Raw genomic sequence first — 17,060 nt, forward strand, 5'->3', positions numbered from 1 at the left:
CCATTTTCCAGGATTCGGCGAAGGAGGGAAAGGGCTCTCGCGCCGGAATCGGCGCTCGGCCTCAGGTGGATCGGCAAAAATGGAAGCCGATTTAATTCGGCCTTAACGTTCTGCTGCGATTTTCCACAACAACCTGAATGATCACGGGTTTTGTTCTTTGGAGCATCGCGGCGTTGCTGGGCGCCGCTCGAATCCCGCCCGAAGAGTGCCGTCGAACGGCCAGCCAGCATGTCCCGAAACAAAACGCCGCTGCAGCGCCGCCAGGCGCAGGTCGCTGCAACATTTCAGATAGCTGCATGGCCTTTCAAGGAACTCATGCGGTCGGCGAGACGAGGGCAGTGTAATGAACGATGTGGCGTCGGGCGGCGCGGACATCAACAGGATCGTTCTGGAGTCGAGTTGCGATGCGCTTGGCCTTGCTCTGCTCGTCTGCGGGCGGGACGACACGATCCTCTATGCCAGCGCCTCGATGTTGCAGTTCTTCCCTGTCCAGCCTCACCTGTTGAAGACCGGTACGCGGCTTCGCGATTTTCTCGGCGCTGTCTACGATACCGGCCTGCGACCCGGAACGCTGCCCGAAAGCAGCCGGCGCCGAGCGAACCGGGAGGACTGGATCGCCGAGCAAATGGGCCTCCATTGGCGCGAGCGATACGAAAATGTCGAGCGGGCTGGACGGACGCGCTGGGTCTGCCTGCGCAAGCGCCGCCTGTCGAGCGGTATTGGCATTTTGTCGGTCAGCGACGTCTCCGACCAGAAGAAGCGCGAGGAACAGCTCCAAACCGACCTCGAACGTGTCGAACTCACCGAGCAGATCCTCGATGCGCAACCCAATCCGATCTGCGTCAAGGACCGCAATCTGCACTACATCGCCGCCAACAAGGCCTTCTGTGCCATTCACGACGTGGCGCCGGAGGCGATCCTCGGTCGTTCGGCCTGGGATGTAGTCGACGCAGAACTTGCGGAACGCTTCGAGCAGTCGGATCGGCATGTGCTGGCGACCGGACGGCCGCATTCAGAGGCTGAGCATATCGTCCGCGCCGATGGCAGCGACTTATGGGTCGTGACGCGCAAGTATCGTGTCGGCGTGCCGGGACGCCACTTCGTCGTCACCTGCATGAACGACGTCACCGACATAGCCGCCTGGTATCACGGTGCGGAAGATGGCGGCGGCAATTCGGGGCTGCAGATCCGCGACTACAGCATCTTCACCCCTGCCCAGAATTTCTACGATCCGTTCCGGGCCCTGAACGTCCAGCAGCTCGTCGAAGCCGGTTCGATGATCGAGACGCTGCCGGCCCGGGGTCTGCGCGTCCTCTTGGCGACGGCGGACAGGGAAATGGAGGCGCGGATCGTCGCACGGCTGCGCGGTTCGGGCCTCGATGCCTGCGCCGTGCGAAATCGCGACGAGCTCGAAGCTTTTGCGGCCGCCGCCGAGGACCGGAGCGTAAAGCTCGATATTTTGGCGTTGGACACGGCATTTCCGGCCAGGGGCGCCATTCTCGGCGGGTGGAAGGCTTGTCCGGTGCTCGAGATCCCGCCGGAGGCGGACGGCACCACTCTGCTCGGCGAGATCTTCAGGGCTAGCAGCGACCGGCAGCAGGCGCGTTCGCAGTTGCCGCAAGCGGATTGGGAAGTCTCTTTCGAGGGGGATGCAGCGGCCCGGACAGGGGCACCCGAGGTGGAAGTGCTCGTCGCCGAGGACAACCAGATCAACCAGTTCGTTTTCGCGCAGATACTGGACGGTCTCGGCGTCTCCTATCGGATTGCCGCGAACGGCCGGGAAGCAGTCGAACTCTGGCACGAGCTCCAGCCGTCCCTCATTCTGATGGACATATCGATGCCGGTCATGAACGGCTTCGAGGCCGCCGCGGCCATTCGCGACGCGGAACGGCAGACAGGACGCCGCACGCCCATCGTCGCCGTCACCGCCCAAGCCCTCGACATCGACCTTCAGCGGTGCGAGGCGGCGGGCCTGGACGATCACATCATGAAGCCGATCAGTCCGGATATGATCGAAGCGTTGCTGCGTAAATACATGCGCAGCGCCAGCGTGCGGATGACAGTTTGATCGGTCGGTAGCGCCGGCGACGAGCCTCGTCGCCAGATTTGACGTTCGGTCGATATAGGATTGTTAACCGCCGATTGTCATCGTCTGCTGCAAGGTTCCTTTCTTAGGCGCCATCACCCGGGAGAAACTGCCCAGCCGTTGGAATTCGGTAGCAATCCATGTCCATTGAACGTGCAATGATGCCGCTCCAAGTCTGCAAGAGTTGAGTATTACAGGAATGAGCACGTCAGCCACACAGCTATTTCCCCGGACGGACATCGGTTCCGGCCGACGGGGCGTGCTGCGTGCCGGGAGCGCACCGCAATGATGCTCGCGGAGCTCGCGACCGAACGCTATGGTCAAGAGAGGCTTCCCTCTGTCGATCCGCTGACGGGGCTGGGCAATGCCCAGCGATTGCGACACAAGGTTTGCGAGCTTGCCGCCGAACGTGCCAGCGATCCGGCCCCGTTCACCATAGGCCTCGCCAATCTCGATGGCTTCAAGCCGATCAACGATCTCTTCGGGCCGGAGGCAGGCGATCGGATCCTTTGCCAGGTGGCGCAGAGATTGACGGCCTGCGTTCCAGAAGGCGCGACGGTGATACGCACGGCCGACGACGAGTTCGCCCTGGTGCTGCCGCTGGTCTTCGAGCGCAAGGGCGCCGAGAAGCTTGGCCAGATGCTGAAGGAAATCCTCTCTGCCCCCTTCGATCTCGGCGACCGCACCGTTCGGCTGTCCGCGTCCTTCGGTTTTGCCGTCTATCCCTTTGCCGGTGCCGCGTTCGAGGATCTTTTGAAAAGCGCCGACACGGCCCTTTACCGCTCGAAACGGCGTGGACGCGGCCAGATCACGGTTTACTCGCAGGAGATCGCCCAGGAGATGAAGCGGGCGACGCAGCTTGAGCAGGCTCTGCGCAACGCGATCATCGCCGAAGAGATTGATGTTCATTTCCAGCCGATCGTCGACCTTCGCAACGACGGCGTGGTCGGTTTCGAAGCGCTCGCCAGATGGTGCGATCCGGACTTCGGCTATGTCTCGCCGTCCGTCTTTGTACCGCTGGCGGAGGAGCGCGGCTTCATCGAGGCGCTCGCCGAAATGCTGCTGCGCAAGGCGGCACAGGCGGCCTTGGCCTGGCCGAAGGAATTGTTCCTCTCTTTCAACCTGTCGTCGGCCCAATTGATGGACCCGGCGACGAGCGGCCGCCTCCTGGCCATCGTCAACAAGGTGGGCCTCGACCCGCGCCGCCTGGAGCTCGAGATCACCGAAACGGCCGTGATGGCGGATGCCGATGTGGCCCAGAAGATCGTCTCCGAATTGCGGGCGGCCGGCGTGCGCGTGTCGCTCGACGATTTCGGCACCGGACAGTCGAGCCTCTGCCGCTTGCGTGATTTCTCTTTCGACAAGGTCAAGATCGACCGCGCTTTTGTCTCGCGGATTTCAGCGGATCGCGCCTCGGAACATATCGTCAGGGCGATCGTATCGATGTGCGAGGGCCTCGAACTCGAGGTCGTCGCCGAGGGCATCGAGAATTTCTCCGAAGTGCTGAAGCTGAAAGCGCTCGGCTGCGGCATGGGACAGGGCTACTTCTACGGCAAACCGGCCGATGCGGTCGCCACCATGCGCTATCTTTCCGATCGTCACCGCGATACCGCTGTGGCGCGCTGACGGTCGTCCGCAGCGTCATCGATCTGTGAACGGTCGCGCGCACCTTCTCTCAGCAACCAGTCCCGAATCCGCCCCGCCTGGCTGTTGAGTTCGCGCGATCTCGGCCAGACGACGTAAAAGGCCTGGCCGGTCCTGAGCACGTGCCCTCCAACCGGTACGAGGGCACCGGAGCGCACCTGTCCGGCGATCAGATGGTCCCAGCCAAGCGCGATGCCTTCGCCGGCAAGCACGGCCTGGATCACCAGAACATAGTCGTTGATCGCCAGCCGCTTGCCCTGTGCCGGATAGGCGATGCCGGCACTGGCGAACCACTCGGTCCAGTCACAGGCGCGCCTGACCGGCTCTTCGAGGTGGATGAGGCTATGCCGCAGAAGATCCGCCGGCGTCTCGGGCATGCCATGCGCCTCGATATAGGATGGCGTCGCCACGGCATTGATCACCTCGTCGGCCAGCAACGCGGCGTGGTAGCGCGGCCATTGGCCGGGATCGCCGCCGCGAATACCCAAGGGTATGGGCTCTTCGTCGAGATCCAGATCGCGCACGCCTGTCTGGATGCGAAGGTCGATCTCCGGCAGATCCTCGCGCAGCCGGGTGAGGCGCGGCAGCATCCACATGGAGGCGAAGGCCGTCGACGCGGCCAAGGTGACGTTCGTCTCGCGGCCCTTGGCGCGAATGTCTTCCGCCGACTTCTGGATGCGCGCCAGCCCGACCGACACATCGGCATGGAACTTCTCGCCGGCCTCGGTGAGTTCGACGGCCCTGTGTACGCGATGGAAGAGCGAAACGCCGAGCTGGTCCTCAAGACCTCTTATGGCATAGGAGACCGCCGCCTGCGTCATGCCGAGCTCGCTGGCGGCGCGGGTGAAGTTCTGATGGCGGCCGGCCGCCTCGAAGATGATGAGGCTGGCGGCGGACGGGAGCAGGCGGCGCAGGCTTTCCATAAATAGTGCTTATATCATGCTTAGAATTTTTCCAGCGTTACAATGGTCTTTCCGGAACATACCATCATCGCAAATCATGGGAGGACGACGATGGCATTGGCAAGCGCGGGGGCCGGCGAGGTCACGAAGCGAACGCGAGGCGGACGGCCGCATCGGCGGGAAGGCGGCGCCAGAAATCTCGGCGTTCCCTATATCGTCCGCAACATACCAACTTACGACATCCTCGGGGAGGAGAGCCTGGAGCGGATCGAACGGACCGCCGATCGCATTCTCGCCGAGGTGGGTATTGAATTCCGCGACGATCCGGCGGTCCTCGACCACTGGCGGCGCGCTGGCGCGAAGCTCGACGGCGTCCGCGTCACCTTCGAGCCCGGCATGCTGAAGGAGATCGTCCGCTCGGCGCCCTCGCAATTCACCCAGCACGCCCGCAATCCCGCCCGCAGCGTCGAAATCGGCGGCCGAAACGTCGTCTTTTCCCCGGCTTACGGCTCTCCATTCGTCATGGATCTCGATAAGGGCAGGCGCTACGGCACGATCGAAGATTTCCGCAATCTGGTGAAGCTCGCCCAGTCGAGCCCTTGGTTGCACCATTCCGGTGGAACGATCTGCGAGCCGGTCGACGTGCCGGTCAACAAGCGCCATCTCGATATGGTCTACAGCCACATCAAATATTCCGACCGTGCCTTCATGGGCTCGATCACCGCCGAGGAGCGGGCCGAGGATTCGATCGAGATGGCCCGCCTCCTCTTCGGTGTCGAATTCGTCGACAACAACGGCGTCATCCTCGGCAACGTCAACGTCAACTCGCCACTCGTCTGGGACGGGACGATGACGAAGTCGTTGCGCGCCTATGCGCGTGCCAATCAGGCAGCGGTCATCGTCCCTTTCATCCTCGGCGGCGCCATGGGGCCGGTCACCAATGCCGGCGCCATCGCCCAGTCCTACGCCGAAACGCTTGCCGGCTGCGCGCTGACGCAGTTGGAGCGCAAGGGCGCCCCGGTGATCTTCGGCAATTTCCTATCGTCGATGTCGCTCCGCTCAGGCTCGCCGACCTTCGGCACGCCCGAACCGGCGATCGGCAGCATGGTCGTCGGCCAGCTCGCACGCCGGCTGGGACTGCCGTTGCGCTGCGCCGGCAACTTCTCCAATTCGAAGCGGCCGGACGCGCAGGCGATGCAGGAAGGCGTCATGTCGATGCTGTCGGCCGTCCATTGCGGCGCGAATTTCATCCTGCATTCCGCCGGCTTCGTCGACGGTCTGCTCGCCATGTCCTACGAAAAATTCGTGATGGATACCGACTTCTGCGGCGCCCTCCACTCCTATCTCGCCGGCGTCGTCGTCGACGACAATTCGCTTGCCATGGATGCGTTTGTGGAAGTGGGGCCGGGAAGTCATTTCCTTGGCTGCGAGCATACGATGCGCAACTATCAGACCGCCTTCTGGGACAGTGCGCTGTCCGATAACGAGCCGTTCGAGAAATGGGTCGAGGAGGGAGAAACCGACATGGCGCTGCGTGCCAATCGTTCCTGGAAGAAGACGCTTGCCGAATACGAAGCGCCGCCCTTGGATGCGGCGATCGACGAAGCGCTGGTTGACTATGTCGCCAGACGCAAGGCGAGCATGGCGGACGCCTGGTATTAACGTGGAGACGGTTTTCGGATCAATCCCGCAGGAAGTGGGCCGCAGGCGGAGCTCCAAGCGACGAGACTCGCAACGCCCGAGGACGCGCCGAGACACGCCTGTTCTCGTCTGACAAAAAAGCGGCGCCGTTGAGCGCCGCTTTCTGTTTTGGCCAGTCGGCCCGCATCTGGCTTACTGCTGAGGTGCGGGTTCGGCCGGAGCCGGTGCCGGTGCCGGGGTCGTGCCGGTGGCCGAGGTGGTCGACGTATCGACCGGCTGTGCTGCATTGCGCTCAGCCATCAACTGCGACTTCGTCTTGAATTCCGGCGCTGCCTTCAGCGACTCCGCCGTTTCGGTCGTTGTCAGCTTCAGGGCATCCGAGTCTGGCTGTTCGGTGACTTCGATGCTTTCGAAGGGAACCGCGACGTTCTTCTCACCGATTCCGAGGAAACCGCCGACGCCGACGACAGCAGCAGCGATACCGCCTTCCTTCTTGATGATCAGGTCGTTGATCTCGCCGATGCTTTCATCGTTGGGGTTGTGCACCGATTGACCGATATAGGTGTTGGCGGAAATCTGGTCCGCGGCCTGCTCGGTCAAGTAGCCGGATCCGGCAGCCATGTCGGTCGTCTTGTCCGCAGGAGCCGGTGTCTGCGCCTGATCAGCCGGTGCCGGTGTTACCGGCGGCGTTGCCGGAGCAGGGTCCATGGTCTGCGTCTCGGGCGCCGGGGCAGGCGGTGTGGTGGTTTCCTGCGCGAAGCTCATCGGAGCGACGGCAACGCCCACGAGAAGCGCGCCGGCGGCAACGGAAGATATAAATTTGTCGGTCATATCAGTCTGCCTTTCGTTGACGTTGTCGGGCAAGGCGCAGCCCCGAGTGCTCCCGGTTTGTGCTGCGCCGGTGGTACTCAAGCAACGTCCGGCAGCGAAAACTGTTCCGGAAAAAATGAAAATCTGAAGCTGCTGGTTGTCTCGACTCCAAGCCTGCTCAACCCAGCGGTATAAGGCGATTTAGCGCGGACGCGGACCGCGCCAGGGCGACCCAATCTCATCTCGGACGAACAGAAAACGCCGCGTGTCGAAGCCGGCACGCGGCGCCCAGATATCCCTGGCCAAAGGGCTTCAGTGGCTCTCGCGATGCACCTCGCTGCCGCTACTGCCGACGAGAAAATCGAGGTCGGCACCCTTGTCGGCCTGCAGCACGGTGTCGTGATAGAGCTTGTAGTAGCCGCGCTGCCATTTTTGCTCCGGCGGCTGCCAGGCCGCCCTTCGAGCCGCGAATTCCTCCTCGCTGATCAGGAGGTTCAATTCGCCCTTCATGGCGTCGAGCCGGATGCGGTCGCCGGTCTTGACGATCGCCAGCGGACCGCCGGCATTGGCTTCCGGGCTGACATGCAGCACGACGGTGCCGAAAGCGGTGCCGGACATGCGCGCATCCGAGATGCGCACCATGTCGCGAACCCCCTTTTCGACGAGCCGGCGCGGGATCGGCATATTGCCGACCTCGGCCATGCCGGGATAGCCCTTCGGGCCGCAGCCCTTCAGCACCAGGATCGTATCCTCGGTGACCGGCAGGTCCGGATCGTCGATCTTCGCCTTGAGGTCTTCGATGGTTTCGAAGACATAGGCCGGGCCTTCATGGGCAAGCAGGTGTTCGCTTGCCGCCGACGGCTTGATCACAGCCCCGTTCGGCGCCAGGTTGCCCTTCAGCACCCGGATGCCCGCGGCAGCGCGGAGCGGATTGTCGAGCGGCCGAATGACGTCGTCGTTGTAGACCTCCGCATCCTCCCAATATTTGCTGATCGGGACGCCGAACACAGTCGGCGCATCGGCATGCATCAGGTGCTGTATGCGGTTCATCACCGCCGGCAGGCCGCCCGCATAGGCGAGGTCCTCGATCAGGTACTTGCCCGACGGCATGCAGTTGACGATACAGGGCACCTGGCCGCCGACGCGGTCGAAATCCTCCAGACAGAGATCGACACCGGCGCGTCCGGCGATCGCCAGAAGGTGCACGACGGCGTTGGTTGATCCGCCGACGGCGGCATTGGCGATGATGCCGTTCTCGAAGTTCTTCCGCGTCAGGATCTTCGAGAGTCTCAAATCCTCGTGCACCATGTCGACGATCCGCTTGCCGGTCATGTGCGCCAGCGCCATGCGGCGCGCGTCGACGGCCGGCAGCGCCGCATTGGTCGGCAGCGACAGGCCCATCGCCTCGACCACCGAGGCCATGGTGGTCGCCGTGCCCATCGTCATGCAGACGCCGGGAGAGCGTGACATGCCGCTTTCGGCGGCCATGAACTCCTGCAGACTCATGTCGCCGGCACGCACCGCTTCGGAGAATTTCCACACATCGGTGCCCGAACCGATATCCTTGCCCTTCCATTTGCCGTTGAGCATCGGCCCGGAGGAAACAACGATTGTCGGCAGATCGACGGAGGCCGCACCCATCAACTGGCCTGGCGTCGTCTTGTCGCAGCCGCCGAGAAGCACCACGCCATCGATGCCGTAGGCGCGGATCGCCTCTTCCACGTCCATCGCCAGGAGATTGCGGAACAGCATGGCCGTCGGTCGCATCTGCGTTTCGCCGAGCGACGAGACGGGAAATTCGACCGGGAAGCCGCCGGCCTCCCAGACGCCGCGCTTGACGCCCTCTGCGAGGATGCGCAGGTGGCTGTTGCAGGGCGTCAGCTCGGACCAGGTGTTACAGATGCCGATGATTGGCCGGCCGTCGAAGACATGATCCGGAAATCCCTGGTTCTTCATCCAGGACCGGTGAATGAAGCCATCCTTGTCTGTGCCGCCGTACCAGTGCCGGCTTCTCAGGTCTTTCTTCTTTTCGCTCATCCGAGCACTCCCTTTCCACGCGCGATTCATCGCATGGATTAATTGTATGACTTTTTCTCGGCGCCGCCAGCATTTGTTCAACTTGGTGACGCCGAATGAAAGGATCGCCTGCCGCCGGTATTCCTAACTCTAGAGCCGGAACGACGGCTCTAAGCGGCCCGTGACTTCGATGCCGAGCTCGAAGGTCTTGCCGGCGTTGGGATCGGCGGAGTGTGCCGCGTCGTCGAGATCCTGCCATGCCGAGGTGACCAGCAGCCTGTCTGCCCTCACGCCGATGAAGGCCGGGCAACTCGGCTGTGTCGCCGGAACGGCATAGCGGGCGACCTTCCGGCCGTCGGGCTTGTACACCTCGATGGCGCCGGCACCCCAGCGCGCGTTCCAGATCAGGCCGTCGGCATCGCAGACCGAGCCGTCGATCCCGCCCGGTGCGGCGCTTTCGTCGGAAAGAATGACGGCGTCGCCGGTCGGCAGTGCCGTTGCCGGGTCGATGACGACGCGCATCAGGTGATTGACGTCCGTGTCGGTGAAATAGGCGGTGGCGCCATCCGGCGAAAAGCAGATCCCGTTCGGGATGGTGATGTTGCTGTAGAGCTTGGTTATCCGATTGCCGGCGACGTGATAAATCGCGCCGGCATGCTTCTCGGCGCTCCGCCCCATCGTGCCGATCCACAGCGCGCCCGAGGCATGGACGCGTCCGTCATTGGAGCGATTGCCCGGCTTGTCCTCAAGCGTTGCGAAGGGGCTGAGCTTGAAGCTTGCCGTGTCGCGGACAAACAGACCCTGGTCCGATGCGATCAATTGCCGGCCGGGATCGATGGTGGCCAGCACGCTGCCGAGAAAGGGCAGGGGATGAATGGTCTTGTGTCCGCTTTCGAGATGGAGCTCGTGCAGCTCCTGGCCCTTGATATTGAACCACCAGGCGGTATCGGTGCGGGGATCGTAGGTTGGGCCTTCGCCGAGCTCGGAGGCGAAATCGCAGAGGATGCGGCCGGAAAAGGCGGCGAGGTCGGTCATTCATGGCCTCCATAGACGGCATCATAGGCCGCGAGCGTGGCTACCGCCCGCTGCCTGACATCCGCAGCACTCATTCCGGGCTTATAGAGGCTCGAGCCTAGTCCGAAGCTGCGCACGCCGATCTTGGCGTAGTCGGCGAAATTGGTCTCCGAGACGCCGCCGACGGCGGCGATCTCCAGATCGCTCGGAAGCACCGCGCGGATCGCCGCGATGCCGGAAGGCCCGAGGACGCTCGCCGGGAAGAATTTCAGGCCGCTCGCACCCGCCGCCACAGCCGCGAGCGCCTCCGTCGGCGTGAAGACGCCAGGCATCGTCACCATGCCCTTCGCCGCGGCAAGCCGAATAACCGATGGTTCGACATTGGGGCTGACCATGAGGCGCCCGCCGACGTCGTCAAGCTGTTCGACGTCAGCCGTCGTCAACACCGTGCCGGCGCCGATAAGGCAATGGGCCGGCGCCATCTTCACCGCTGTTTCGATGGATCGGAAAGGGTCGGGCGAATTCAGCGGAATCTCGATCGCCGTAAAGCCCGTTTCGATCAACGCGCCGACGACGCTTTCAGTCTCCTCTGGCTTCAACCCGCGCAGGATCGCAATCAGCGGATATTTCATCGGTGGCAAGGGAATGCGGTTCATCATCTTCTTCCGTCAAAGGGGCCAAATGGCCTGGGCAGCGGTCGAAAGGCCGGCTCGCACGGCCTCATCGGCGTCGACAAGCTGGACTGCGAGCCCCTGGCTTTCGAGCGCCGCGCGATAGAGCGCGCCGAGCCGTCCCGAGCCGACGAGGCAAATGCCGTTCACCGAGCCCGCCGAGGCGAGCGCCCCGGCGATCTCCAGGCCGATCAGCGTGCCGGACAGGTGAGCCTTCGCGTCGGCGGCGCTCAAACCATGGAGCAACTGCCCCGCCCGGACGGAAAAGAGGAGGTTCGTCGCCAGCCCCGGCTTTTCCCGTGCCCGGGTGACGGCTTCGGCAAAGGCAGCGCTGTCGGCGGCGATGGCGTCCGCCTCCGCCACGGCATGGCTCAAGATCGTATGCTTCGAAATGGCGTCGAACAATTCGCCGGTCATGAAGGTGGAAAAGCCCTCGACCGTCTGCCGCGAAAGCCGGACCCACTTGCTGTGGGTGCCCGGCATGCACACGAGATGGCGTCCGTCGTCGAGCATGCCGGCCGCTCCGAGCAGCTGCGTCTCCTCGCCGCGCATGACATCCGGGTGCCGATTGTCGCGTTGCGCCAGGCCCGGCAGGATACGGATGTCGCGATCCACGTCCGGAACGGCAATCGCGTTTCCTGCGATGGCGCCAAGCGTTGCCGGCGTATCGAGATAGCCCGCCTCTCTCCAGCCCTGCCGGGCGCCGGCCATCCCGCAGATGATGATCGGCAGATGGAGAGGTGCCGAAACGGCGGCAAGATGGCTGTCAAGGACGGCATGGAAACCGGTTCTTGCCGCCGTCGTCATGCCTTCCGCACTGCGGCGCTCGGCGAGCACCGCCCCGTCTTCTCCGATGATCCACAAGCGGAAGCTCGAGGTCCCCCAGTCCACCGCGGCATAGTAGCCTGCCGTCATCAAAACACGCCTCCATCGATGATCATGGTCTGTGCCGTCATCGCCCCCGAGCAGTCCGACGCCAGAAAGAGGCAAGGGCCGACGAGATCCTCGGCGACCAGAACGCGTTTCAAGCACTGCCTCTCCTGCATCCTGTCGATCGAGTCCTCCGTCAGCCAGAGCCGCCTCTGCCGTTCGGTAACGATCATACCGGGCAGGATGGCATTGACGCGGATATTGTCCGGCCCCAGCTTTCCGGCGAGCGACTTGGTAAGACCGATAATGCCAGCCTTTGCGGTAGCATAGGCCGGTATTTCGGGCATGTTCAGCATGAAGGCGATGGACGAGAAATTGATGATCGAACCGCCGCCCGTTTGCCGCATGACCGGCGCGATTGCCTGGGAGAGAAAGAAGAAATGCCTGAGGTTGACCGCAAGGCTTTCGTCCCAGCTTTCCCTCGTCACCGCCTCGAGCGGCTGCCGGTCGTCCCGTGCGGCATTGTTCACGAGCACGCGAATGGAGCCAAGCGCCGCGACGGCAGCATCAGCGGCCCTTTTCGCGTGCTCGACGTCACTAAGATCGGCGTGAATGAATTCGGGCCGCCGTCCCGTTTCGGCGGCAAGCTTGTCTGCGAGCGTCCGGCTCGCATCCTCGGCAATATCGATGAAGGCGACCCGCGCCCCCTGGCGCAGAAAGCCCTCCACCAGAGCGGCGCCGATGCCCGATCCTCCGCCGGTCACCAGCACGCCTCGATCGCGCAGGTCGGGAAACTGACTGCTCGGCAGCGTCATGGATCGGGAGCCTCCTTATGTTATCGCGGACAAGCATGTTCCATTATGTGGAACTACGCTTTATTTTCTGGAATTATCGCGCCGGAGCTTTTATCCTGTCAAGGTCGATGCAGGCGAAAGCGGACGAAATGGACCGTAAGATTGTGACCGATCTGGAAAGTGAAGGGCCTGGGACCGGCACCCTAGGGAAGGCGATGGCGGTGCTCGAGGCCGTCGCGACGGCGGACCGGCCCTTGCGTTTTACCGACATCCTTCAATCCGTCCGTCAGCCGCGCGGCACGCTGCACCGGCTGCTCGGGCATCTCATCGACGAAGGCCTGGTGGTGCAGCGAAACGATCTTTCCTACGAGCCCGGGCTGCGCCTGCTGAAGCTGGCCTATCGCTCCTGGTCCGGCAATCAGTTTCGCGATATCGCCGAACCGCATCTGCTGCGTCTGCATGAACTGACCGGCGAAACCGTCCATCTCGGCATATTGCGCGAAACCGAGATCATCTATGTCGACAAGGTCGAAAGCCGTCAGACGGTGCGGATGAGTTCGCAGATCGGCAAGGCCTCGCCGGCCTATTGCACAGGTATCGGCAAGGCCGCCCTGTCATCGCTTGCGCGGGGCGAGTTGGAGCGAATCGCCGCAAAGACGCAGTTCGTCCCGTTCACCGAGCGCACGCATCGCTCGGCCACGTCGTTGCTAGCCGAGATTGAAGAGATTCGCCACCAAGGGCATGCCTTCGACCGCGAGGAGCATGAAGCCGAAATCTGTTGTGTGGCTGCGCCGATCGTCGTTCCGGAGCATGAACTGGTTGCCGGCATATCGGTAACCGGGCCTTCCTATCGCGTCACCATGCCGCAATTGGCGGCTTGGGCCGCGGATGTGCGCAATGCCGCGGGGAAGATCGAAGAGGAGGCCCGATTCCGGTTGGGACCCGGGCGAGTCGGCCGCTAGCATTGCTTTACGGTAAATTAGAAGTTTCGACTGGACGAGGCGGCTATAGATCGCTAGCTTCAACTTCACAGACCCGGTTCCACGACTGGTTGCAGGCTCACGCGGGATCCTGGTCCTTGGCGGAAGCGCCAAGAGCGGTTTATGACGGTGAACCAGCCCGACTCGCAACGGAGCGAGCAAGCTGTGGGAGGCGAGCGGAACGATCATGGATTTCAACGCGGACATTACCTCACTGGCCCTTCCCAATGGCCGTTTCATCAACGGCGCGATCGGCAATGAAGACGATGTCAAGCGCGCTCTCGACCAGATCGCGGACGCTTTCGGATTCCGCGGCTTCATGGTGTTGGCCATTCCGGATTCCGGTTGTCACAGCCTGGCTGCGCAGGCGCTGCTCACCTCTTGGACGGCGGAATTCCTGCGGCGCTACGACAGCGCCGGCCTGATCGAGGGAAGTCCCGTCATTCAGCGGTTGCGCCGGAGCACCATTCCCTTCACCTATGACGCCCATCTCCTCGCGCGCAGGCGCGTGGATGGCAAGGGTGAGGCCGCCATCAGCGTCTTCGAGCAGGCTGGAATGCCGCGCGGTCTCTATCTGCCGGTTCACGACGCGAAGGGAGGTCGCGCGGCCATTGCCTTTGGCGGTGACAGGGAGGTGGTCTCGAGCGACGAAATGCAGGTGCTCAACCTCTGGGCAGGGCTTCTCTACAGCCGGCTTTGTGAAGTCAGGGCGGGTGACAGGCGCCGCCCGGGCAGTCTTTCGCGGCGCGAGATCGAATGTCTGCGCTGGGCCGCGGCCGGAAAGACGACCGTCGAGATGGCGCGAATCATGGCGCTCTCCGAATACACGGTGAACCACTATCTGAACCGCGCGACGCGCAAGCTCGATTCGGTCAACCGTGTTCAGACGGTCGCCAAGGCGATGCGGGCCGGCCTCATCAATTAGTAGAACGAGCCTCGTTCCGGCCCCGCGGGCGTCAGGCCGCGTGAAACGAAATACACAGCCTTTTGCCTCGCAAGGGACATCATTGCCGATCCTCTGTTGGCAATCATGCGCGGCTCGGGCTATGTGATATTTGATGAATGTCATGGAACGCGCGAATGCAAGATACGATGACGACCGGGATGTCTGACGTCGATCTACCCCGGGGCGGTGATTTCGCGTCTGAGATCGCAAAGCTGGAGACTCAGTTCGATATCATCCGCTATATGCGGCGGATTACGCAGATTTTCGGCTTCAAGACATTTCTCATCTGCTCGATTCCGCCGATCGACATGGAGCGGCTCTCGGCCGCTACCGTTATTTCCAATATGCCGGCCGAGCTTCTCAACAAGTACGACAGCCTGTCGATGCTGCGCTTCAGCACGGGCGTTCGTCGCTTGAGAGAGACCACCACGCCCTTCCGGATCACGCTTGAAGACTGGGAGAGCGAGGGTGGCAAGCCGGCCACCGCCACGGATTATATTGTGATGCTGCGCGAGAACGGCATCTTCCAGGCAAACTACTTTCCGGTCCACGATGCCGAGGGCGGTCGCGGTGCCGTCATTCTCATGGGGCCGGAAGCCGATTTGCCGATGACCGCGGCGATGGAACTGCAGATGATCGCGATCCACGTCTACAACCGCCTCGCCGAGATCGGTTCCGTCTGGAAAAACAGCAACACAACCCTCTCAGAGCGGGAAATCCAGTGCCTGAGCTGGACGGCAGCCGGTAAGACCAGCGCTGAAATCGCCGGGATCCTCGGCCTCTCCGAGCATACCGTCAATCATTACCTCAATCACGTCACCAAGAAGCTCGACGCCGTCAACCGCACACAGGCGGTCGTGAAGGCGATGAAAAAGGGCTATATCAGCTAGAGGCCGCTGTTACAGGCTGCATTGCGGCCGGGGTGTTGTGCCTAAAAAGCACGCATGCACAGGAATTAAGCGAACCTTTGCCCTGCGTCCGCGCCACCTTGGGCCTTTTTATTGATATCGCTAGCATTTCCCCGATGTTTGGAACTGGCACGTTTTCTGCATCTCCATTGCCAGTCCGCAGAGGGGACTAAAATAAGACAGCGCCCAAGAAGGTCGCGAAAGCAAAAAGGGCCGCCGCCGACCGCCTGTGATCCCGGATGTACGGACATGGGCGGTGGGCTGGCGGCCCTTCATTTTCTCGTCTCTAACATTGGCGAAGCGCCCCGCCTCGATTATCTACTGCAGATGTACCTTAAATCGGATTCGATTTGAGGGTTACCGATGCAGGCATTCAAGCGTTTTGAGCAGCGCCTCGCCCATAGGCGGGGAATTGCCGAGGCGGCAAAGAGACAAGAGGGCGACATGCCGGACGTGACCAGGGAAATGGTTCTTGAAAAGCTGCGGAGCGTGCGTGGCCCGGACATGGAAGGCAACATCGTCGATCTGGGCTTGGTCTCCGATGTGTTCATTTCCGACGGCAAGGCTTATTTTTCGATCACGGTGCCGGCAGACCGCGCGAAGGAACTCGAACCGATGCGGGCCGCTGCCGAACGCGTCGTTCGCGAGATGCCCGGAGTGAAGGCAGCCATGGTCGCGCTGACCGCCGACCGTAAGGCGGCGCCTCAGGCGGCCCCCGCACAACGGCCGGCGCCGCATTCCGGGCACGCGCATGCGCCGCGACCGGCTGGCGGCGCGCCGGCGAAGGCGGGCATTCCGGGCGTTGGCGCCATCATTGCGGTTGCCTCCGGCAAGGGCGGCGTCGGCAAGTCGACGACGTCGGTAAACCTGGCGTTGGCGCTTCAGGCGAATGGTCTCAAGGTCGGGCTGCTCGATGCCGATATCTATGGCCCCTCGATGCCGCGCCTCCTGAAGATTTCCGGCCGCCCTCAGCAAATCGAAGGACGGCTCATCCGGCCGATGGAAAACTACGGGCTGAGGGTGATGTCGATGGGCTTTCTTGTCGACGAGGAGGTCGCGATGATCTGGCGCGGCCCGATGATCCAGTCCGCTCTCCTGCAGATGCTGCGCGAGGTGGCCTGGGGCGAGCTCGACGTGCTCGTCGTCGACATGCCGCCCGGCACCGGCGATGCGCAATTGACGATGGCACAGCAGGTGCCGCTCGCCGGCGCCGTTATCGTCTCGACGCCGCAGGATCTGGCGCTTGCCGACGCGCGCAAAGGCATCACGATGTTTCGCAAGGTCGAGGTTCCGGTGCTCGGAATCGTCGAGAACATGAGCTATTTCGTCGCCCCCGACACGGGAAAGCGTTACGACATTTTCGGCCATGGCGGCGCCCGCAAGGAGGCCGAGCGGATTGGCGTGCCCTTCCTCGGGGAAGTCCCGCTAACCATGGCAATCCGGGAAACTTCAGATGCAGGCACGCCATTGGTGGTCTCCGAGCCCGACGGCGAGGTGGCGCGCATCTTTCGTGGTATCGCTGAGCGGGTCTCAGAGCAACTCTCGACCCCCGAGGGGAACCAAAACCGCGCAATGCCGAACATCGTCTTCGAATAGACCATCGGTGAGGCGCCTTCGCGCCAAACCCTATGCTTTTCTTTCACAAGAGCATACCGCTTGCAGAAATTATGAAGTAGGGTCCGGCCCTGTTCGGAACGATACGCGACGTGCCGCCGAGGTCGGCATGCGTGAAAAGCATTGATTTTACCTGAGCGTTGCGCCATATGCCTTGCCGCTCG

General features: G+C 62.6%; 14 protein-coding genes. 7 read left to right on the plus strand and 7 right to left on the minus strand.

The annotated features are described in order from the left end of the window. The first annotated feature begins 343 nt into the window (after window positions 1–343). Window positions 344–2,068 (plus strand): response regulator, encoded by a 1,725-nt coding sequence (locus USDA257_RS02585; protein WP_014761315.1) that lies wholly within the window; start codon window positions 344–346, stop codon window positions 2,066–2,068. A 303-nt stretch (window positions 2,069–2,371) separates the two neighbouring features. Next, window positions 2,372–3,712 (plus strand): putative bifunctional diguanylate cyclase/phosphodiesterase, encoded by a 1,341-nt coding sequence (locus tag USDA257_RS02590; protein WP_014761316.1) that lies wholly within the window; start codon window positions 2,372–2,374, stop codon window positions 3,710–3,712. On the opposite strand, the gene USDA257_RS02595 is transcribed toward USDA257_RS02590, so the two are convergent. Continuing rightward, complete coding sequence (locus USDA257_RS02595; RefSeq protein ID WP_014761317.1) at window positions 3,685–4,653, minus strand: LysR substrate-binding domain-containing protein; 969 nt, start codon at window positions 4,651–4,653, stop codon at window positions 3,685–3,687. The two genes, USDA257_RS02590 and USDA257_RS02595, sit on opposite strands and share 28 nt — an antisense overlap. A 90-nt stretch (window positions 4,654–4,743) precedes the next feature. Between USDA257_RS02595 and USDA257_RS02600 the strand changes: the two genes are divergently transcribed. After that, window positions 4,744–6,294 carry a trimethylamine methyltransferase family protein gene (locus USDA257_RS02600; protein WP_014761318.1) on the plus strand — a complete coding sequence of 517 codons (1,551 nt, stop codon included), beginning with the start codon at window positions 4,744–4,746 and terminating at the stop codon, window positions 6,292–6,294. Between the two features lie 171 nt (window positions 6,295–6,465). Here the strand turns inward: USDA257_RS02600 and USDA257_RS02605 are convergent, their stop codons facing one another. The 6 genes from USDA257_RS02605 to USDA257_RS02630 form a co-directional block, all read right to left on the minus strand. Beyond that, window positions 6,466–7,104: a PRC-barrel domain-containing protein gene (locus USDA257_RS02605; protein WP_041414920.1), complete on the minus strand. Its 639-nt coding sequence runs from the start codon at window positions 7,102–7,104 to the stop codon at window positions 6,466–6,468. Between the two features lie 291 nt (window positions 7,105–7,395). Further along, window positions 7,396–9,120 (minus strand): IlvD/Edd family dehydratase, encoded by a 1,725-nt coding sequence (locus tag USDA257_RS02610; protein WP_014761320.1) that lies wholly within the window; start codon window positions 9,118–9,120, stop codon window positions 7,396–7,398. Window positions 9,121–9,249: 129 nt separating this feature from the next. Then, complete coding sequence (locus USDA257_RS02615) at window positions 9,250–10,134, minus strand: SMP-30/gluconolactonase/LRE family protein (protein WP_014761321.1); 885 nt, start codon at window positions 10,132–10,134, stop codon at window positions 9,250–9,252. After that, on the minus strand, window positions 10,131–10,769 hold the full coding sequence (locus tag USDA257_RS02620) for a 2-dehydro-3-deoxy-6-phosphogalactonate aldolase (protein ID WP_041413865.1): 639 nt from the start codon (window positions 10,767–10,769) through the stop codon (window positions 10,131–10,133). The genes USDA257_RS02615 and USDA257_RS02620 overlap by 4 nt, the downstream gene beginning before the upstream one ends. Window positions 10,770–10,781: 12 nt before the next feature. Next, window positions 10,782–11,699: a 2-dehydro-3-deoxygalactonokinase gene (locus tag USDA257_RS02625; RefSeq protein ID WP_014761323.1), complete on the minus strand. Its 918-nt coding sequence runs from the start codon at window positions 11,697–11,699 to the stop codon at window positions 10,782–10,784. Then, a complete protein-coding gene (locus USDA257_RS02630; RefSeq protein WP_014761324.1) occupies window positions 11,699–12,469 on the minus strand; it encodes an SDR family NAD(P)-dependent oxidoreductase in 771 nt (256 codons plus the stop codon). The genes USDA257_RS02625 and USDA257_RS02630 overlap by 1 nt, the downstream gene beginning before the upstream one ends. A 128-nt stretch (window positions 12,470–12,597) precedes the next feature. On the opposite strand from USDA257_RS02630, the gene USDA257_RS02635 reads away from it, so the two are divergent. From USDA257_RS02635 to apbC, 4 genes are all read left to right on the plus strand, one after another. After that, window positions 12,598–13,410: an IclR family transcriptional regulator gene (locus USDA257_RS02635; RefSeq protein WP_041414921.1), complete on the plus strand. Its 813-nt coding sequence runs from the start codon at window positions 12,598–12,600 to the stop codon at window positions 13,408–13,410. A gap of 202 nt (window positions 13,411–13,612) precedes the next feature. Further along, window positions 13,613–14,353: a helix-turn-helix transcriptional regulator gene (locus USDA257_RS02640; protein ID WP_041413866.1), complete on the plus strand. Its 741-nt coding sequence runs from the start codon at window positions 13,613–13,615 to the stop codon at window positions 14,351–14,353. A 137-nt stretch (window positions 14,354–14,490) separates the two neighbouring features. Continuing rightward, on the plus strand, window positions 14,491–15,264 hold the full coding sequence (locus USDA257_RS02645) for a helix-turn-helix transcriptional regulator (RefSeq protein ID WP_014761327.1): 774 nt from the start codon (window positions 14,491–14,493) through the stop codon (window positions 15,262–15,264). A 462-nt stretch (window positions 15,265–15,726) separates the two neighbouring features. Further along, on the plus strand, window positions 15,727–16,878 hold the full coding sequence (gene apbC / locus USDA257_RS02650; RefSeq protein WP_041414923.1) for an iron-sulfur cluster carrier protein ApbC: 1,152 nt from the start codon (window positions 15,727–15,729) through the stop codon (window positions 16,876–16,878). The last annotated feature ends 182 nt before the right edge of the window (window positions 16,879–17,060 follow it).

It is taken from the genome of Sinorhizobium fredii USDA 257 (assembly GCF_000265205.3).
GTDB classification, from domain to species: Bacteria; Pseudomonadota; Alphaproteobacteria; order Rhizobiales; family Rhizobiaceae; genus Sinorhizobium; species Sinorhizobium fredii_B.

Coding starts and splice junctions, on each gene's coding strand:
- USDA257_RS02600 (WP_014761318.1), top strand. CDS start 4,744: ATGGCATTGGCAAGCGCGGGGGCCGGCGAGGTCACGAAGCGAACGCGA.
- USDA257_RS02620 (WP_041413865.1), bottom strand. CDS start 10,769: ATGAACCGCATTCCCTTGCCACCGATGAAATATCCGCTGATTGCGATC.
- USDA257_RS02635 (WP_041414921.1), top strand. CDS start 12,598: ATGGACCGTAAGATTGTGACCGATCTGGAAAGTGAAGGGCCTGGGACC.
- USDA257_RS02625 (WP_014761323.1), bottom strand. CDS start 11,699: ATGACGGCAGGCTACTATGCCGCGGTGGACTGGGGGACCTCGAGCTTC.
- USDA257_RS02605 (WP_041414920.1), bottom strand. CDS start 7,104: ATGACCGACAAATTTATATCTTCCGTTGCCGCCGGCGCGCTTCTCGTG.
- USDA257_RS02615 (WP_014761321.1), bottom strand. CDS start 10,134: ATGACCGACCTCGCCGCCTTTTCCGGCCGCATCCTCTGCGATTTCGCC.
- USDA257_RS02585 (WP_014761315.1), top strand. CDS start 344: ATGAACGATGTGGCGTCGGGCGGCGCGGACATCAACAGGATCGTTCTG.
- USDA257_RS02630 (WP_014761324.1), bottom strand. CDS start 12,469: ATGACGCTGCCGAGCAGTCAGTTTCCCGACCTGCGCGATCGAGGCGTG.
- USDA257_RS02645 (WP_014761327.1), top strand. CDS start 14,491: ATGTCATGGAACGCGCGAATGCAAGATACGATGACGACCGGGATGTCT.
- apbC (WP_041414923.1), top strand. CDS start 15,727: ATGCCGGACGTGACCAGGGAAATGGTTCTTGAAAAGCTGCGGAGCGTG.
- USDA257_RS02595 (WP_014761317.1), bottom strand. CDS start 4,653: ATGGAAAGCCTGCGCCGCCTGCTCCCGTCCGCCGCCAGCCTCATCATC.
- USDA257_RS02590 (WP_014761316.1), top strand. CDS start 2,372: ATGATGCTCGCGGAGCTCGCGACCGAACGCTATGGTCAAGAGAGGCTT.
- USDA257_RS02610 (WP_014761320.1), bottom strand. CDS start 9,120: ATGAGCGAAAAGAAGAAAGACCTGAGAAGCCGGCACTGGTACGGCGGC.